The following is a 15,376-nucleotide window of genomic DNA, read 5'->3' as shown; positions in this document are numbered from 1 at the left end:
GGTTCAGTCCTCCTGCGCGCCGGCGACCGGGTCGAACCGGTAGCCGACCCCCCACACGGTCTGGATCAGCCGGGGCTGCGCGGGATCGTCCTCGATCTTGGCGCGCAGCCGGCGTACGTGGACGGTGACCGTCGAGAGGTCGCCGAAGGCCCAGCCCCACACCTCGCGCATCAGCTCCTCGCGGGAGAACGCGCGGGCGGGGTGCCGCAGCAGGTGGGCCAGCAGGTCGAACTCGCGCACGGTGAGCGAGAGCTCGGTGCCGTCCCGGCAGGCGCGCCGGGCGAGGGGGTCGACGGCCAGCCCTCCGGCGCGCAGCACCGAGGCGGGCCGGGGGGCCTCTTCGGCGCGGCGGCTGCGGCGCAGCACGGACTCGACGCGCAGCACCAGCTCGCGCGGGCTGAACGGCTTGGTGACGTAGTCGTCGGCGCCGACCTCCAGGCCCAGCACTCGGTCGCCCTCGTCGCCGAGTGCCGTGAGCATGATGACGGGCACGGGTCCCCTGCCGCGCAGTTGGCGGCAGACCTCCAGACCGTCCATGCCGGGCAGCATCAGGTCGAGCACGACCAGGTCCGGCCACCGGGCCGCGGCACGCTCCAGCGCGTCGGGGCCGGTCTCCGCGCGGTCGACGGCGTATCCGGCGCGCTGGAGGTACCCGGTGATGACCTCGGCGACGGTGGGGTCGTCGTCGACGACCAGGACACGCCCGGCGGGTGGTGGCTGCATGGCCTCAGGGTCGCACCGGATACCGGAGCGCGGGAGGCGGGTCGGCGGCAGCCGGGGCGATGTCCGTGTTTCGTAAGAACGCGAAGTCTGGAATGTCGCGTTTGGCTCCGTAGGGTGTGCGGAGCGTGATCGAACCTCGTCCGAAGGAGGCCGTGCCCGTGCCCGGTGTCGATGTCGTACTCCCCTGCCTCGACGAGGAAGAGGCACTGCCCTGGGTGCTGGAGCGGATCCCCCCGGGCTGGCGCGCGATCGTCGTCGACAACGGCTCGACGGACGACTCGGCGGCCACGGCTCGCGGACTGGGCGCGACCGTCGTGTCCGAGTCCCGGCGCGGCTTCGGCGCCGCCTGCCACGCGGGGCTGACGGCCGCCGAGGCGGACATCGTCTGCTTCTGCGACTGCGACGCCTCGCTCGACCCCGCCCTCCTGGTGCCGTTCGTGGAGGCGGTGCGGGAGGGCCGCAGTGACCTCGTCCTGGGCCGCAGGCGCCCGCAGACGCGCGGCGCGTGGCCCGCGCACGCCCGCGCGGGCAACCTCGCGCTCTCCAGGATGCTGCACGCGCGTACCGGCGTACGGCTGCACGATCTGGGCCCGCTGCGCGCGGCCCGCCGCGAAGCGCTGCTGGGGCTCGGACTGACCGACCGGCGCAGCGGATACCCGCTCCAGATGGTCGTGCGGGCGGCGGACGCCGGGTGGCGCATCGAGGAGCGCGACGTGCCCTACCGCCCGCGCACCGGCAAGTCCAAGGTGACCGGCACCTGGCGGGGCACCTGGCACGCGGTACGCGACATGCGGGCGGTGCTCCAGGAGCCGCCCGTCACCGAACAGGAGGCTGCCCGATGACGACGCCGTCCCGTCCTGCCGGGGAAACCGACCCGGAGGGAGCCATCCCGGCAGGAGCCGCCCCGGAAGAACCCGCCCCGGCGGGAACCACCACACTGCTCGTCATCGCCAAGGAGCCGCTGCCCGGGCGGGCCAAGACGCGGCTGTGCCCGCCGTGCACCCCGCAGCAGGCGGCCCGGCTGGCGGCGGCCGCGCTGCACGACACGCTGGAGGCCGTGCGGGCCATGCCCGCCGCGCGCCGGGTGCTGGTGCTGTCGGGACAGCCCGGCGCGTGGCTGCCGCCCGGCTTCGACGTCGTGCCGCAGTGCTCCGGCGGCCTGGACGAGCGGCTGGCCGCGGCGTTCGCCGCAGCGGGCTCCGGCCCGGCGCTGCTCGTGGGGATGGACACCCCGCAGGTGACCCCCGCACTGCTGGAACCCGCGCTCGGCCCGGACGGCTGGCAGGAGTGCGACGCCTGGTTCGGGCCCGCACTGGACGGCGGCTTCTGGACACTGGGGCTGGCCCGCCCGGATGCCGCACTGCTGCGCGGGGTCCCGATGTCCACCGCCACGACCGGCCAGGCGCAACTCGACCGGCTCACCCAGGAGGGGCTGCGGGTGCGCCGACTGCCCGCGCTGCGCGACGTGGACACCGCCGAGGACGCGGTGCGGGTCGCCGCCGAGGCACCGGACGGCCGGTTCGCGGCCACCGTGGCGGCGGTACCGGAACTGCGGCCCTACCGCACCGGCATCCCCGCGGGCCGGGCCCCGGAAGAGGCCGCGCCGCACCGGACGGCCGCCCCATGACGGCCACCACACGCGCCACGCCCCCGCACCAGGCGGCACCCGCGGACGCGGCGGCCCCGGCGGGCACCGCCGCGGCGCCCGAGAAGAAGGACGCCCCGGGCACCCCGTGGGGCGCCGACCCGTACGCGGACGCGCTCCGCAGCGGCCGCGGCCCGCTCTTCCTGCGGCGCAGCGACGGCTGGCTGCTGCCGCTGGAGGTGGAGCGCTGGTGCGCGAGCGCGGACTCCGCCGACATGTCGGTGCTGCGCCGCTGCGAGGGCGCGGTGCTGGACGTGGGGTGCGGGCCCGGCAGGCTGGTGGCGGCCCTGTCCTCGCTCGGCCACCGGGTGCTGGGCATCGACGTGAGCCCGGAGGCGGTCGCCCGCACCGTCGGTCTCGGCGGTACCGCGCTGCACCGCTCGGTCTTCGAACCGCTGCCCGGGGAGGGCCGGTGGGGCAGCGTGCTGCTGATGGACGGCAACCTCGGCATCGGCGGCGCCCCCGAGGCGCTGCTGGAGCGCTGCGCCCGGCTCCTGGCGCCGGACGGGCTGCTGCTGGCCGAGACCTCGCCGCTGGACGTGGACGAGCGGGCCCAGGTGCGCATCGACGACGGGCGCAGCGCGCACCACGCGCACCCCGGCAGCGGCCGGCCGTTCCCCTGGGCCCGGCTGGGCACCGCGGCCCTGCTGCGGTACGCGGCGCCCGCCGGGTGGACGACGGCGGGTCAGTGGGCGTCCGGCGGGCGCTCGTTCGTCGCGCTGCGGCGTCCCTGAGGGGCCGGCTGCCGGTCCCGGCGGCCGCGCAGGGTCCGCACGGCCAGCCACAGTCCGGAGGCGGCGAACAGGCCGACGGTCAGCCACAGCCAGTGCAGCGCGTAGCCGTTGTTGCCGGGCGGCCGTCCGGTGAGTCCCGCGTACCGGTCGGCCGGTCCGGTGATCAGCGGGAACCAGACCAGCAGCAGCAGGAGGGAGAGCAGGGCGGGGATCCGCAGGTGGTTGACGTACCGTCCGGCGAGCCGGGGCACCCGGTCGGCCAGCGTGTACAGCGGCACCAGCACCAGGTCGTGCAGCAGTGCCGCGCCCACGAACCAGACCGCGACCCCGAGCCAGTCGTCCGCCAGGAAGCGCGCGCCCGCGTATCCGGCGAGCACGAACGAGGCCAGCAGCAGGACGATCTGGAACGGGCTGCCCAGCAGTCGGCGCAGCCCGGCGGCTCCCGGCTGCCGAGCGGCTCCCGGCTCCCGGTCCGCTCCGGGCTCCGGGTCTGCTCCCGGCTTCGGCCCTGCTCCCGGCTCCCGGGCGGCCTCCGCCCCGGCACCCGCCCGGCCGTCCGCCTCGCCGCCCGCGGCGGCTTCCTCGGGGCCGCCGCTCATCGGTCCGCTCCGAACGCCAGCCGCTGCACCCACTTGGTGTTGTGCACCCCGGGCGCGGCCGGAACGATGACGCGCGCCGGGTAGCCGTGGTCGAGGGAGAGATCCTCACCACCCACGCGCAGCGCCAGCAGGGACCGCGGGTCGCGCACCTGGTTGTCCCGCAGCGCGGCGTGCCGGAAGGCGCCGGAGCGTTGCAGGGAGGCGACGAACACCCCGGGCATTCCGTCCCGGGGGTCGAACCCGGCCAACTCCGCCAGGTCGCGCAGCCGCACGCCGCTCCAGTGCTGGTCGGAGGTCGACCAGCCCTCCACGCAGGCGATCGGCAGCGCGGCGGTGTGCTGCGGCATGGCCAGCAGATCGGCCCGCGAGAGGCGCTGCGTGCGTCCGCCCGGGCGCTCCAGGGTCAGCCGCCAGCCCGCTCCGGTCTCCGCGTCGGTGACGCCGACGGCGGCAGCCGTCTTGTTGATCTGGAAGGCGTTCGCGCCGGTCCCCGGCTCCGGCCCGCCGTGCGGCGCCAGCAGAGCGGTGCGGCGGGGCAGTCCGTCGAAGTTCTGGCCGACGGTCACCGCCAGCAGCAGCACGGATCCGCCGCCCACCGCAGCGAGGGCGCCGCGCCGCGTCAGGGTCGGCGCCGCCGGACGGGGCGCGACCAGCCCGGTGTCCAGGTCCGGCTCGCGTGCTCCCGGATGGGCGCGCTCGGGCGTCCCGCCCACGGCCCGCCCGCCGGGCCGGTGGTACTCCTCGGGGCCGTCCTGCTCCCCGCCCTCGTCGTACTCCCCGGCGGCGGTCCGCTCCTCCGCTCCGCCGGACTCGTCGGCGGCGGCGCGCTCCTCGGCCTCGCCCGGCTCGGACTCGCCCGGCTCGCGCTCCCCGGTGCCGGCCCGCTCGGCGGCCGCCTCGTACCGGCGGGCCGCGCGCTCCTCCCGCCCGGCCCGTCCGGCGCCGGCCGAGGCGACGTCGCGCGGCGCCCCGTTCCGCAGCGCCTGGAGGGCCTTCGGCAGCCGCAGGACGACGTGCACCACGAAAGCGGAGATGAACACCCAGGCGCCGTAGAAGTGCAGCGGGTAGAACGAGCCGGGGAACAGGTAGTCGAGCTGGACGTTCAGCAGTCCCGTGACGAACTCGAACAGGACGCCCCCCACGAGCAGGAGCAGCGAGATCCGCTCCAGCGCGTGCGCCGCCGAACGCGCCGGCGGCAGGGTGAACAGCTTGGGGACGACCGACCAGAGCTTCGCCAGCAGCACGGGGACGAGCACCACACCGAGTGTGACGTGCACTCCCTGGGTGAGCCGGTAGAGCCAGTAGGGATCGGTCGGCCAGGCGAACAGGTAGAACCCCAGCAGCCCGCGGTCCGGTGTCCGGTCGTTGGGGGCCGCCAGGTCCGGGTTGTAGGCCGCGTACGACAGCAACCCGGTGACGAACAGCACGGTGATGCCGAGCAGCAGCACGACGCCGAGCAACGCCGTCAGCCAGGGGCCGCGCAGCGGACTGCGCCAGAAGCGGGGATCGGTGGGGAGCCGGGGGGACGGGGGTGGTCGAAGGGTGCGGTGGTCGCCCATGCGGCGACCGTATGCGCACGCACGGCTCCGCGGGGGCCCGGAACCCATGACGAAACGCTGACATCCTCCCCTGGTGGCCCCCGTACGGCCCCGCGCGGCCTAACGTGCCCCTGTGGCTGCCGAACCCTCCTCCACCCGCCCGGACAGCGCCGAGGCCGGATCCGCACCCGGAGCCCCGGACGCGCCCGACCACCAGCAGGGGCGCACAACGCACGCCCCGGGGGCGCGCGCGCCCGGCGGCGCCCGGGCCCCGCACCAGCGCGGGGCCGGGACCGTCCCGCGCACCCGCTCCCGGTGGCGGGGCCCCGGGGCGTGGCCGCGCGGGCTGCGCCCCGACCTGGCCGTCGTGGCGGCGGCCGGGGCACTGGTGACCGCGGCCGTCGTCATCGGCGGCGCCATCGAGCGGGAACACGGCACCCTGCGGGTCCACTGGCCGCCCTACTACGCCCACCTGGAACCGCACGTGGGCCCGGGTACGCCGGCCGCGCTGCTGGTGGCCGGAGCCGTGCTGGGCTACGGGCCCGCGCTGGCCGCACGGCTGCGGTGGCGGCGGCTGCTGCCCGCGGTCTGGCTCGCCTCCATGGCCTGGATCTGGTCGCTGGCGATGGTGGACGGCTGGCACCGGGGCGTGGAGAACCAGCTGACGTCAGCCTACGAGTACCTCCAGGAGATCGACCGGTTCGCGGACGCCGGTGCCGCGCTGCGCACCTTCACCGATCACATCCTGCTGCACTCCCCGGACAACTGGGTGCCCCATGTGGCGGGCCACCCGCCCGCCGCGGTGCTCACCTTCGTCGGACTCGACCGGATGGGGCTCGGCGGCGGCCCGTGGGCCTCCACCTGGGTCATCACCGTCGGCGCGTCCGCCGCGGCCGCCGTCCTGGTGGCCCTGCGCGCACTCACGGACGAGGAGCACGCCCGCAGCGCGGCACCGTTCCTCGTCCTGGCACCCACCGCCGTGTGGGTGGGGGTCTCCGCGGACGGCTACTTCACCGCGGTGGCCGCCTGGGCGCTGGCCCTCCTCGCCCTGGCCGCCCGCTCGGGTACCGGCACGGTCCGCGCGCCGCGCTCCGTCGCGTTCGCCGCCGGGCTGCTGTTCGGGCTCACCTGCTACCTGTCGTACGGACTGACCCTGTGCGCCCTGCTCGGCCTCACCGTGCTCGCGCTGTCCCGCACCCTGCGGCCCCTGCCGTGGGTGCTGGCCGGGGTCGCCGTGGTGGCGGCCGCCTTCACCCTCGCGGGCTTCAACTGGTGGGAGGGCTACCGGCTGCTGACCGAGCGCTACTACGAAGGGGCCGCGCGCATCCGGCCGTACAGCTACTGGGTGTGGGGCAATCTCGCCTGCGCCGTCACCGCTTCCGGCCCCGCCGCGGTCGCCGGGGCGCGGCGTGCGCTGGTGTCCGCGGCGCGGACCGGGCGGCGGGCCGCCGTACGGCTGCGGGCCCGGCAGCCGGACGGCGAGCTCGCGGCGGCCGGTCCGGACAGCCGGGCGCGGCTCGCGGCGGTGGTGGCCGCCGCGGTGCTGACGATCGCCGTCGCCGACCTGTCCGGCATGAGCAAGGCCGAGACCGAGCGGATCTGGCTGCCCTTCCTCACCTGGCTGCTGCCCGCGGCGGCGCTGCTGCCGCGGCGGGGGGCGCGGTACTGGCTGGCGGCCCAGGCGGCGACCGCGCTGGCGGTCAACCACCTGCTGCTGACCGGCTGGTGAGCCCGCGGCCGACCGCTGGCGAGCCGACGCTGACCGGCCGGCGAGCCGCACCGATTGTCACACCCCTTCCCTAGGCTGGCCGGTCGAGCACTTCCGTTGCGCCGGCCGGCGCGGGTCGCCGGCCGGGAACCTAGGAGAAGCAGGATGCCGGCCCAGAACACGCCGCTGACACCCGCCGACAACCACACCGTCATCGAAGTGCGCGGAGCGCGCGAGAACAATCTCGCGGACGTCTCCCTCGACCTGCCCAAGCGCAGGCTGACGGTCTTCACCGGAGTCTCGGGGTCGGGAAAGTCCTCGCTCGTCTTCGGAACGGTCGCGGCGGAGTCGCAGCGGCTGATCAACGAGACGTACACGGCGTTCGTCCAGTCGTTCATGCCGAGCCTGGGCCGCCCCGACGTGGACAGCCTGCGCAACCTGAGCGCGGCGATCGTCGTCGACCAGGAGCGGATGGGAGCCAACTCCCGCTCCACCGTGGGCACCGCCACCGACGCCTACACGATGCTGCGGATCCTCTTCAGCCGCCTGGGCACCCCGTACGTCGGCCCCGCGACCGCGTTCAGTTTCAACAGCACCGAGGGCATGTGCGCCGAGTGCGAGGGACTGGGCCGGACCACGACGATCGACATCGAGCAGATCGTCGATGCCGGGCTGTCCGTACGCGAGGGAGCGCTCACCGCACCGGGGTTCGCGGTGGACAGCTGGTTCTGGCAGGTGGTCGTCAACTGCGGATTCTTCGACCCGGACAAGAAGGTGCGCGACTTCACCCCGCAGGAGTGGGACGCGCTGCTGTACCAGCCGATGACGAAGGTCAAGGTCGGCACCTCCAACCTCACCTACGAGGGTGTGGTCGCCCGCATCCGGCGCACCTACCTGTCCAAGGACCGGGAGGCGTTGCAGTCCCACATACGGGAGTTCGTCGACCGGGCCGTCGTCTACACCGACTGCCCGGCGTGCGGCGGCAGCCGGCTCGGCCAGGCGGCGCTCTCCTCCCGGATCGGCGGGCGGAACATCGCCGACTGCGCCGCGATGCAGATCAGCGACCTCGCCCCGTTCGTCCGCGGACTGGCCGACACCGCCCCGGGCTCCCGGCCGTCCGGGGATGGCCGGGACTCCGGGGACTCCGGGGACTCCGGGGACTCCGGGGAAGGGGAGCAGCACGCGTCGAGCGGCGGGCACGCCAACGTCGCACCGCTGCGCGACGCGCTCTGCCAGACGCTCGACTCCCTGGTCGACATCGGGCTGGGGTATCTGAGCCTGGACCGCCCGGCCGGGACCCTCTCCGGCGGCGAGGCGCAGCGCGTCAAGATGGTGCGCCACCTCGGCTCCAGCCTCACCGACGTCACCTACGTCTTCGACGAACCCACCATCGGCCTGCACCCGCACGACATCCAGCGGATGAACGAACTGCTGCTGCTCCTGCGCGACAAGGGCAACACCGTCCTGGTGGTCGAGCACAAGCCGGAGGTCGTCGCCGTCGCCGACCACGTCGTCGACCTCGGTCCCGGCGCGGGCACCGAGGGCGGCCGGATCTGCTACGAGGGTGACGTGCCCGGGCTGCGCGCCTCCGGGACGCTCACCGGCCGCCATCTCCACCACCGCGCCCGGCTGCGCGAGACCGTCCGTGAGCCCAAGGGCGCGGTCCGGATCACCGGAGCGGATCTGCACAACCTCAAGAACGTCGACGTGGACATCCCGCTGGGCGTCCTCACCGTCGTCACGGGCGTGGCGGGGTCCGGCAAGAGCTCCCTGATCCACGGCTACCTCTCCGGGCGGGACGGCGTACGGGTGGCCGACCAGTCCCCCATCCGCGGCTCCCGCCGCAGCAATCCGGCCACCTACACCGGGCTGCTCGGGCCCATCCGCACGGCCTTCGCCAAGGCCAACGGCGTCAAGCCGGCGCTGTTCTCGGCCAACTCTGCGGGTGCCTGCCCGAACTGCAACGGCATCGGGCTCGTCTGGACGGATCTGGCGATGATGGCCGGCGTCTCCTCGGTGTGCGAGGACTGCGAGGGCAAACGCTTCACCCCGGCGGTGCTGGAGTACACGCTGCGTGGCAAGAACATCAGTGAAGTGCTGGGCATGTCGGTGGCCGAGGCGGCCGCGTTCCTCCCCACCGGGCAGGCCGCCGCGATCCTGGGCCGCCTCACGGACGTCGGCCTGAGCTATCTGCGGCTGGGGCAGCCGCTCAACACCCTCTCCGGCGGCGAGCGCCAGCGGCTGAAACTGGCCATCCACATGGCCGAGAAGGCCGCGACCTACGTCCTGGACGAGCCGACGACGGGGCTGCACATGGCCGACGTCGACCAACTGCTGGCGCTGCTGGACCAGCTGGTCGAGGACGGCAACTCGGTCGTCGTCATCGAGCACCACCAGGCGGTGATGGCCCACGCGGACTGGATCATCGACCTCGGTCCTGGCGGCGGGCACGACGGCGGGGAGGTGCTGTTCACCGGATCGCCCGCCGAACTCGTCGCCAAGGGCGACACCCTGACGGCGCAGCACCTGCGCGCCTATGTCGGAGCGCAGGCCGCACAGCCCGCCGACTGAGCCGATCTGGGGCGCTCACCCGGCGCTCCGCGCTCCGCGACCGTGCGGGGTGCCGGCCAGGTCATCACCGGGACCGGGTCCGGGCGTGTCGGCCAGGCACCAAGGGGCCGGGTCACCACGAGGGCGAGGTCACCACGAGGGCCGGGCCGACACCCCGCCGTCCAGCACGAGATCGTGCCCGTTGATCCAGCGGGCCCGCGGCGAGGCGAGGAACACGCACGCGTCCCCCACGTCCTCCGCGGCACCCAGCCGCCCGTCCGGCGCTGCCGCGCGCCAACGCCGGACCCCTTCGGGCCACTCCTCCTCGATGCCGTCCCGCGCCACCAGTCCCGGCGAGACGGTGTTCACCCGCACCCCGAGCGGCCCGTACTCCAGCGCGGCGGCCCTGGCGTGCGCGACGATCGCGGCCTTGGACGCGGCGTAGTGCGCGTGCCCCGGCGCGGGCTGCGCCGCCTCGACGGAGGCGATGTGCGTGACGCTGCCGCCGCCGCGCTCCGCCAGCAGCGGAGCCGCCACCTGAGTGCAGGAGAAGACGCTGGAGAGGTTGGTGTCGACGACCGCGCGCCACTCCTGGACCGTCATCCCGGCCAGCTCGCGCACGGGCTGCACCCCCGCGTTGTTGACCAGCGCGCCCAGCCCCGCGGCGCGCCACCCGGCCGCCTCGGCCACCACGGCGCGGCAGCCCTCCTCCGTGGCCAGTTCACCGTGCAGGGCCAGCGCTTCGCCGCCGTCCCGCTCGATCGCGGCGACGGTCGCGCGGGCCCCCTCCGGATCACCGCGGTAGTGCACCGCCACCGGTGCGCCCGCAGCCGCGAACCGCAGCGCGATACCGCGCCCGATGCCGCCGGAGGCGCCCGTCACCAGCACCGTGCGCCCCGGCGCCGCGCTCATCGGGCCAGCTCCCGGATCAGCCCGGCGTGCTCGGGGTACGCACGGACCAGGGCCTCCGCATCGCCGTGCTCGTAGTCCGCATCGGTGTAGCCAGGGGCCATCGTGCAACCGAACAGCGTCCACGCGCCCGCCCGGCCCCGCGGCTCGCCGGGCCCCGGCCCGCCCGCTCCCGACTGGCCCGGTCCCGGGTCGTCCGGTCCCGGGTCGTCCGTCGCGCGCCGGGCGACGCGGGCTGCCATCCAGGTACCGGCGGGCACCGTGAACTGCACATGGTGCCCCGCACCCAGCACGTCGGACCCGAGCACCGACGTCCTCGCCGTGCCCTCGGGCCCGAGCAGCAGCAACTCCAGCGGGGAGCCCAGATAGTGGTGCCACACTTCGTCGGAGGGCAGCCGGTGCAGCGCGCAGTAGTCGTCCGGGGCATCGGTCAGCAGCAGCACGATCGCGGAGCCCTCCGGCCGGCCGTCGCCCCGTTCGGGACCCGCCCACAGCCGCCGGAACCTGCCGCCCTCGCGCGGCAGCGGCTCCAGTCCGTAGTGCGCTGCCAGTGCCTCCGCTGTCGCGCGTGCCTCGTCTCCCGCCTCGCGTCGCATTCCTCAGCCCTGCCCCGGCGGCACATCCGCCATGCGCCCTCCATGCGCCCCTCCCGGCTCCGCAGCACCCTGCTGTCACTCGGACGGGTGAGATCGAGGCACTGAAGGGTTCGGTGTCCGCACTCGTGCCTCAGCAGCCCCGGGACATGTTTAGAGTGCACATGTTCGGCCCCGGACCCGGCCGAACGGCCGTACCGCCGGACGCGTCGCGCACGTACGGCCCGATCGGCGCCCGCGTCGCACCACCACCCCTCATCTCCCTCGCCCCCTCACCCCGTCGCCCCTTGTCCTGTCGCCGCACCACCCGCCCGCTCCGCCCAGCCCTCCGTACCGCCCGACAGTGGAAGGGGTCTTCGATGGTCGCCGTCCCGCGCTCCGACACCCCGGGCTCCGCCCGGTTCCGGACCGTACGCGCGAGGGGCGAACTGGACATCGCGACGCTGCCCGAGCTGGAGAGCGACCTGGTCCGGGCCCTCTCGGACACCGTGCCGCCCCGGGTCGTCCTGGACATGCGGGACGTGACGTTCCTGGACTGCTCGGTGCTCCGCGTCCTGCTGCGGGCCCGCTCGACCGCGCTCGCCCGGGAGGGCTGGCTGGTGCTGCTCTGCGGGCAGATGCCGGTCGGCAGGCTGCTGCGGCGGCTGGAACTGGGCCGGTCCCTGCCCCGCTACCCCTCCGTCGACGCCCTCGACGCGGCCCTGCCTCCCGCCGAAGACCTGCGCTGAGCCCCCGGCCCCCGCCTCCGCCGCGGCAGCGGGCCGGAGGAGCCACCGGGCCGCGCACCGCCGCACCACCCTCCCCGTACCCGGCCGGCACCCTGCTCCGGCCGCCCCGGGAACGGGACCACAACGACCACAACGACCAATACTTTTCTTGCTGTACGAGGGCAGACACCGCCCCGCCGCCCGGGCAGCATGTGGGCCTTCCCCACCTGTCCCCCCGGACTGCCTCGGAAAGGCGGTGTTCCGCGTGCGCTCGCGCGCCCTGCTCTCCCCTCTGGCCGCCGCAGCGGTCGTACTGCTCGTACCCCCGCTGATCACTTCCGGCAGTGGTGCCTCGGGCGGCACGAACATCCCCGGTCTGCGCTTCATGGTGCCCAACACCCCCGGCGGCGGCTACGACATCACCGCCCGTACGGCGGCGAAGAACGCCGAGGACGCCGGCCTCAACCACAACATCGAGGTCTACAACCTGCCCGGTGCCGGCGGCACCGTCGGCCTCAGCCGGCTCGTCAACGAGCGCGGCAACGGCAAGCTGACGATGTCCATGGGCCTCGGTGTGGTCGGTGCCGTCCACACCAACGACGCGCCCTCCACCCTCGCCGACGCGACACCCGTCGCCCGGCTCACGGAGGAGCCCGACATCGTGGTCGTCGCCAAGAACTCCAAGTACAAGACGTTCCGGCAGCTCCTGGCCGACTGGAAGAAACACCCGGGCGCCATGCCGGTCGGCGGCGGATCCTCACCGGGCGGACCCGACCATCTCGCACCGATGCTGATGGCCCGCGCGGCGGGGATCGGGACCAAGGAGGTCAACTACGTGCCGTTCGACGGCGGCGGCGAGCTGCTGGCCTCCGTGCTGGGCGGCAAAGTCGCCTTCGGCGTCTCCGGCCTGGGCGAGTACCGCGACCAGATCGAATCCGGCGAGCTGCGGCTGCTCGCCGTCACCGGCCCGAAGCGGGCCGCGGGCTTCGACGCGCCCACCCTCAAGGAGTCCGGCGTCGACGTGGAGTTCACCAACTGGCGCGGCATGATGGCGCCGCCCGGGCTCTCCGAAGCCCAACGGGACAAACTCGTGCGGTTCATGAGCGAGTTGCGGCGCTCCGAGCAGTGGCGCGCCTCGCTGCGGACCAACGGCTGGGAGGACGCCTGGCTGCCGGGCGACAAGTACGGCCGCTTCCTCAAGCGCGAGGACGAGCGCGTGAACACCGTCCTGAAGGAGCTGGGACAGTGAGCGACGCGAACAGCACCCGGTCCCCCCGCCTCCCGCGCAGCCCGCGGGCCGACCGGCAGCAGGGGAGAACCCGAACCGGATCCGGCGCCGCCCGGCGCCGCGGCTACTCCGAACTCGGACTGTGCGCCCTGCTGCTGGCCGTCGGCGTCCTCGTGCTGGGCGACGCGCTCACCATGGACACCGTCGCCTCGGCCCGCGGCCCGGTCGGCCCCCGCACGGTCCCCCTCGTCGTCGGGACGGCCCTGCTGGTCGTCTCCGTCGTGCTCACCGTCGACGTCCTGCGCGGCGCCACCGAAGACACCACGGCCGGAGGCGGTGCGACGACGCTCCCGGAGCCCGGGGACGCGGAGGCGGAGACCCCGCACCCGGAGCCGGGGTGCGAGGCGGCCGCGGTACCGGAGCAGGGGAGCGAGGCGGCCGCGGTACCGGGGCAGGGGAGCCCACGCACCGCGCAACCGGACGCGGAGGACAGGAAGGACGGGAAGGACGCAGCCGGAGCGGTCGACGCGGAGGAGGACGAGCCGGACGACTGGCGTACCGTCGCGCTCCTCGCCGGAGTCTTCCTCGCCTTCGCCGCGCTGATCGAGCCGCTCGGCTTCCCCCTCGCGGGCGCCCTGCTCTTCTGGGGCTCGGCCTTCACGCTGGGCAGCCGCCGCCATGCCCTCACCCGCGACCCGCTGATCGCGGCCGGGCTGTCCCTGCTGACCTACACGGTCTTCCACCTCCTCCTCGGCGTCCATCTGCCGGGCGGACCCCTGATGGGAGTGATGTGACCATGGATTCCGTCAACTCCCTGATCGACGGCTTCGGCACCGCGCTGACCCCGCTCAACCTGCTGTGGGCGGCCGTGGGCGTGCTGCTGGGCACCGCCATCGGCGTCCTGCCGGGCATCGGCCCCGCGATGGCTGTCGCGCTGCTGCTGCCCGTCACCTACGGCCTCGACCCGACCGCCGCGTTCATCATGTTCGCCGGGATCTACTACGGCGGGATGTTCGGCGGCTCGACGACCTCCATCCTGCTCAACACCCCCGGGGAGAGCGCGGCGGTGATCGCCGCCATCGAAGGCAACCCGATGGCCAAGGCCGGACGCGGCTCCCAGGCCCTGGCCGCCGCGGCCGTCGGGCACTTCGCGGGCGGCATGATCGGCACCGTCCTCCTCGTCCTGCTCGCCCCGACCGTGGCGAGCCTGGCGGTGGACATCGGCGCCCCCGACTACTTCGCCATCATGGTGCTGGCCTTCATCGCCGTCACCTCCGTCCTCGGCTCCTCCCGCGTCCGCGGCTTCGCCTCCCTGCTGATCGGCCTGACCCTGGGGCTGGTCGGCCTGGACCAGATGACCGGCCAGCAGCGGCTGACCTTCGGCAGCCTGCAACTCTCGGACGGCATCGACGTCGTGATCGTCGCGGTCGGCCTCTTCGCCATCGGCGAGGCCCTGTGGGTCGCCGCGCACCTGCGGCGCGACCCCGGCACCTCCATCCCGGTGGGCCGCCCGTGGCTGGGCCGCGACGAACTGCGGCGCACCTGGAAGCCGTGGCTGCGCGGGCCGCTCATCGGTTTCCCCTTCGGGGCGATCCCGGCAGGCGGCGCGGAGATCCCCACCTTCCTCTCCTACATCACCGAGAAGCGGCTCTCGAAGCACCGCAAGGAGTTCGGCAAGGGCGCCGTCGAGGGCGTCGCCGGACCCGAGTCGGCCGCCTCCGCCTCGGCGGCGGGCACGCTCGTCTCGATGCTGACGCTCGGGCTGCCGACGACCGCTGTCGCCGCCGTGATGCTCGCCGCCTTCCAGCAGTACGGCATCCAGCCGGGCCCGCTGCTCTTCGAGCGGGAACCCGAACTGGTGTGGGGGCTGATCGCCTCGCTCTTCATCGGGATGGCGATGCTGCTCGTCCTCAACCTGCCGCTGGCGCCCGTCTGGTCCAAGCTGCTGCGCGTCCCGCGCCCCTACCTGTACGCGGGCATCCTCTTCTTCGCGGCGGTCGGTGCCTACGCGGTCGGCGGCCAGGCCGTCGACGTGGTCATCCTCCTCGTCATCGGGCTCCTCGGCCTGCTGATGCGGCGCTACGGGCTGCCGGTGCTCCCCGCGATCATCGGCGTCATCCTCGGCCCCAACGCCGAGCAACAGCTGCGCAGGGCACTCCAGATCAGCGACGGGAACGTCACGGGACTGGTCGACACCCCGTTCTCCGTCACCGTCTACACGGTGATCGCGACCGTCCTGCTGTGGCCCCTGCTGAAGCGCCTGCTGCCCGCGCGGCGCGGCGGTCCCGCACCGTCTGCGGACACGGACGGGGAGGGCGCCACGCGCGTGGACGGGACTGGCGGGAAGAACGAGAAGGACCGCGCCGTGAGCGGGGACTGAGTCCCCCGACGACGCATCCCGCTGAGCCAGAGCGTCCCGTCCCGGTCCCCCGTCCGGGACGG

14 protein-coding genes are annotated in these 15,376 nt (G+C 74.4%); 9 read left to right on the top strand and 5 right to left on the bottom strand.

The genetic code is table 11. The annotated features are described in order from the left end of the window. Positions 1 to 3: 3 nt before the first annotated feature. Positions 4 to 723, bottom strand: coding sequence for a response regulator transcription factor (locus tag ACFYMO_RS13045; protein WP_388546117.1), 720 nt, complete (start codon positions 721 to 723; stop codon positions 4 to 6). A gap of 125 nt (positions 724 to 848) precedes the next feature. Here ACFYMO_RS13045 and ACFYMO_RS13040 point away from each other — a divergent pair, with 125 nt between their 5' ends. Genes ACFYMO_RS13040 through ACFYMO_RS13030 form a run of 3 tightly spaced genes read left to right on the top strand, consistent with a single transcriptional unit; the run spans position 849 to position 3,102 of the window. Further along, positions 849 to 1,565 (top strand): glycosyltransferase family 2 protein, encoded by a 717-nt coding sequence (locus tag ACFYMO_RS13040; protein ID WP_366773262.1) that lies wholly within the window; start codon positions 849 to 851, stop codon positions 1,563 to 1,565. Continuing rightward, positions 1,562 to 2,350, top strand: a complete 789-nt coding sequence (locus ACFYMO_RS13035; protein ID WP_366773263.1) for a DUF2064 domain-containing protein — start codon at positions 1,562 to 1,564, stop codon at positions 2,348 to 2,350. Before ACFYMO_RS13040 ends, ACFYMO_RS13035 begins: the two co-directional genes overlap by 4 nt. Next, on the top strand, positions 2,347 to 3,102 hold the full coding sequence (locus tag ACFYMO_RS13030) for a class I SAM-dependent methyltransferase (RefSeq protein ID WP_388546112.1): 756 nt from the start codon (positions 2,347 to 2,349) through the stop codon (positions 3,100 to 3,102). The genes ACFYMO_RS13035 and ACFYMO_RS13030 overlap by 4 nt, the downstream gene beginning before the upstream one ends. Here the strand turns inward: ACFYMO_RS13030 and ACFYMO_RS13025 are convergent. Together ACFYMO_RS13025 and ACFYMO_RS13020 are read right to left on the bottom strand one after the other, a co-directional pair. Further along, positions 3,054 to 3,701 (bottom strand): hypothetical protein, encoded by a 648-nt coding sequence (locus tag ACFYMO_RS13025; RefSeq protein ID WP_388546109.1) that lies wholly within the window; start codon positions 3,699 to 3,701, stop codon positions 3,054 to 3,056. The genes ACFYMO_RS13030 and ACFYMO_RS13025 overlap by 49 nt on opposite strands. Then, positions 3,698 to 5,260: a molybdopterin-dependent oxidoreductase gene (locus ACFYMO_RS13020; protein ID WP_366773265.1), complete on the bottom strand. Its 1,563-nt coding sequence runs from the start codon at positions 5,258 to 5,260 to the stop codon at positions 3,698 to 3,700. Before ACFYMO_RS13020 ends, ACFYMO_RS13025 begins: the two co-directional genes overlap by 4 nt. Positions 5,261 to 5,372: 112 nt before the next feature. Between ACFYMO_RS13020 and ACFYMO_RS13015 the strand changes: the two genes are divergently transcribed. Further along, complete coding sequence (locus ACFYMO_RS13015) at positions 5,373 to 6,968, top strand: hypothetical protein (protein ID WP_388546106.1); 1,596 nt, start codon at positions 5,373 to 5,375, stop codon at positions 6,966 to 6,968. A gap of 144 nt (positions 6,969 to 7,112) precedes the next feature. Beyond that, entirely contained in the window at positions 7,113 to 9,518 is a 2,406-nt protein-coding gene (locus tag ACFYMO_RS13010) for an ATP-binding cassette domain-containing protein (RefSeq protein WP_388546103.1), read from the top strand. Positions 9,519 to 9,647: 129 nt separating this feature from the next. Here ACFYMO_RS13010 and ACFYMO_RS13005 read toward each other — a convergent pair whose 3' ends face one another. Continuing rightward, the gene (locus ACFYMO_RS13005; protein ID WP_366773267.1) at positions 9,648 to 10,409 is read right to left on the bottom strand and encodes an SDR family oxidoreductase; all 762 of its coding nucleotides are present in this window, start codon (positions 10,407 to 10,409) and stop codon (positions 9,648 to 9,650) included. Then, positions 10,406 to 11,002, bottom strand: coding sequence for a cupin domain-containing protein (locus tag ACFYMO_RS13000; RefSeq protein WP_388546100.1), 597 nt, complete (start codon positions 11,000 to 11,002; stop codon positions 10,406 to 10,408). Before ACFYMO_RS13000 ends, ACFYMO_RS13005 begins: the two co-directional genes overlap by 4 nt. A 356-nt stretch (positions 11,003 to 11,358) precedes the next feature. On the opposite strand from ACFYMO_RS13000, the gene ACFYMO_RS12995 reads away from it, so the two are divergent. From ACFYMO_RS12995 to ACFYMO_RS12980, 4 genes are all read left to right on the top strand, one after another. Beyond that, positions 11,359 to 11,727 carry an STAS domain-containing protein gene (locus ACFYMO_RS12995; protein WP_366773269.1) on the top strand — a complete coding sequence of 123 codons (369 nt, stop codon included), beginning with the start codon at positions 11,359 to 11,361 and terminating at the stop codon, positions 11,725 to 11,727. A gap of 244 nt (positions 11,728 to 11,971) precedes the next feature. Then, positions 11,972 to 12,955: a tripartite tricarboxylate transporter substrate binding protein gene (locus ACFYMO_RS12990; protein WP_366773270.1), complete on the top strand. Its 984-nt coding sequence runs from the start codon at positions 11,972 to 11,974 to the stop codon at positions 12,953 to 12,955. Then, a complete protein-coding gene (locus ACFYMO_RS12985) occupies positions 12,952 to 13,728 on the top strand; it encodes a tripartite tricarboxylate transporter TctB family protein (RefSeq protein WP_366773271.1) in 777 nt (258 codons plus the stop codon). The genes ACFYMO_RS12990 and ACFYMO_RS12985 overlap by 4 nt, the downstream gene beginning before the upstream one ends. Positions 13,729 to 13,730: 2 nt before the next feature. Beyond that, positions 13,731 to 15,314 (top strand): tripartite tricarboxylate transporter permease, encoded by a 1,584-nt coding sequence (locus ACFYMO_RS12980; protein WP_366773317.1) that lies wholly within the window; start codon positions 13,731 to 13,733, stop codon positions 15,312 to 15,314. Positions 15,315 to 15,376 lie beyond the last annotated feature (62 nt).

Source organism: Streptomyces sp. NPDC007025 (genome assembly GCF_042869455.1).
In the GTDB taxonomy this organism is placed as follows: Bacteria; Actinomycetota; Actinomycetes; order Streptomycetales; family Streptomycetaceae; genus Streptomyces.
This window is presented reverse-complemented; position numbering and strand designations above follow the sequence as displayed.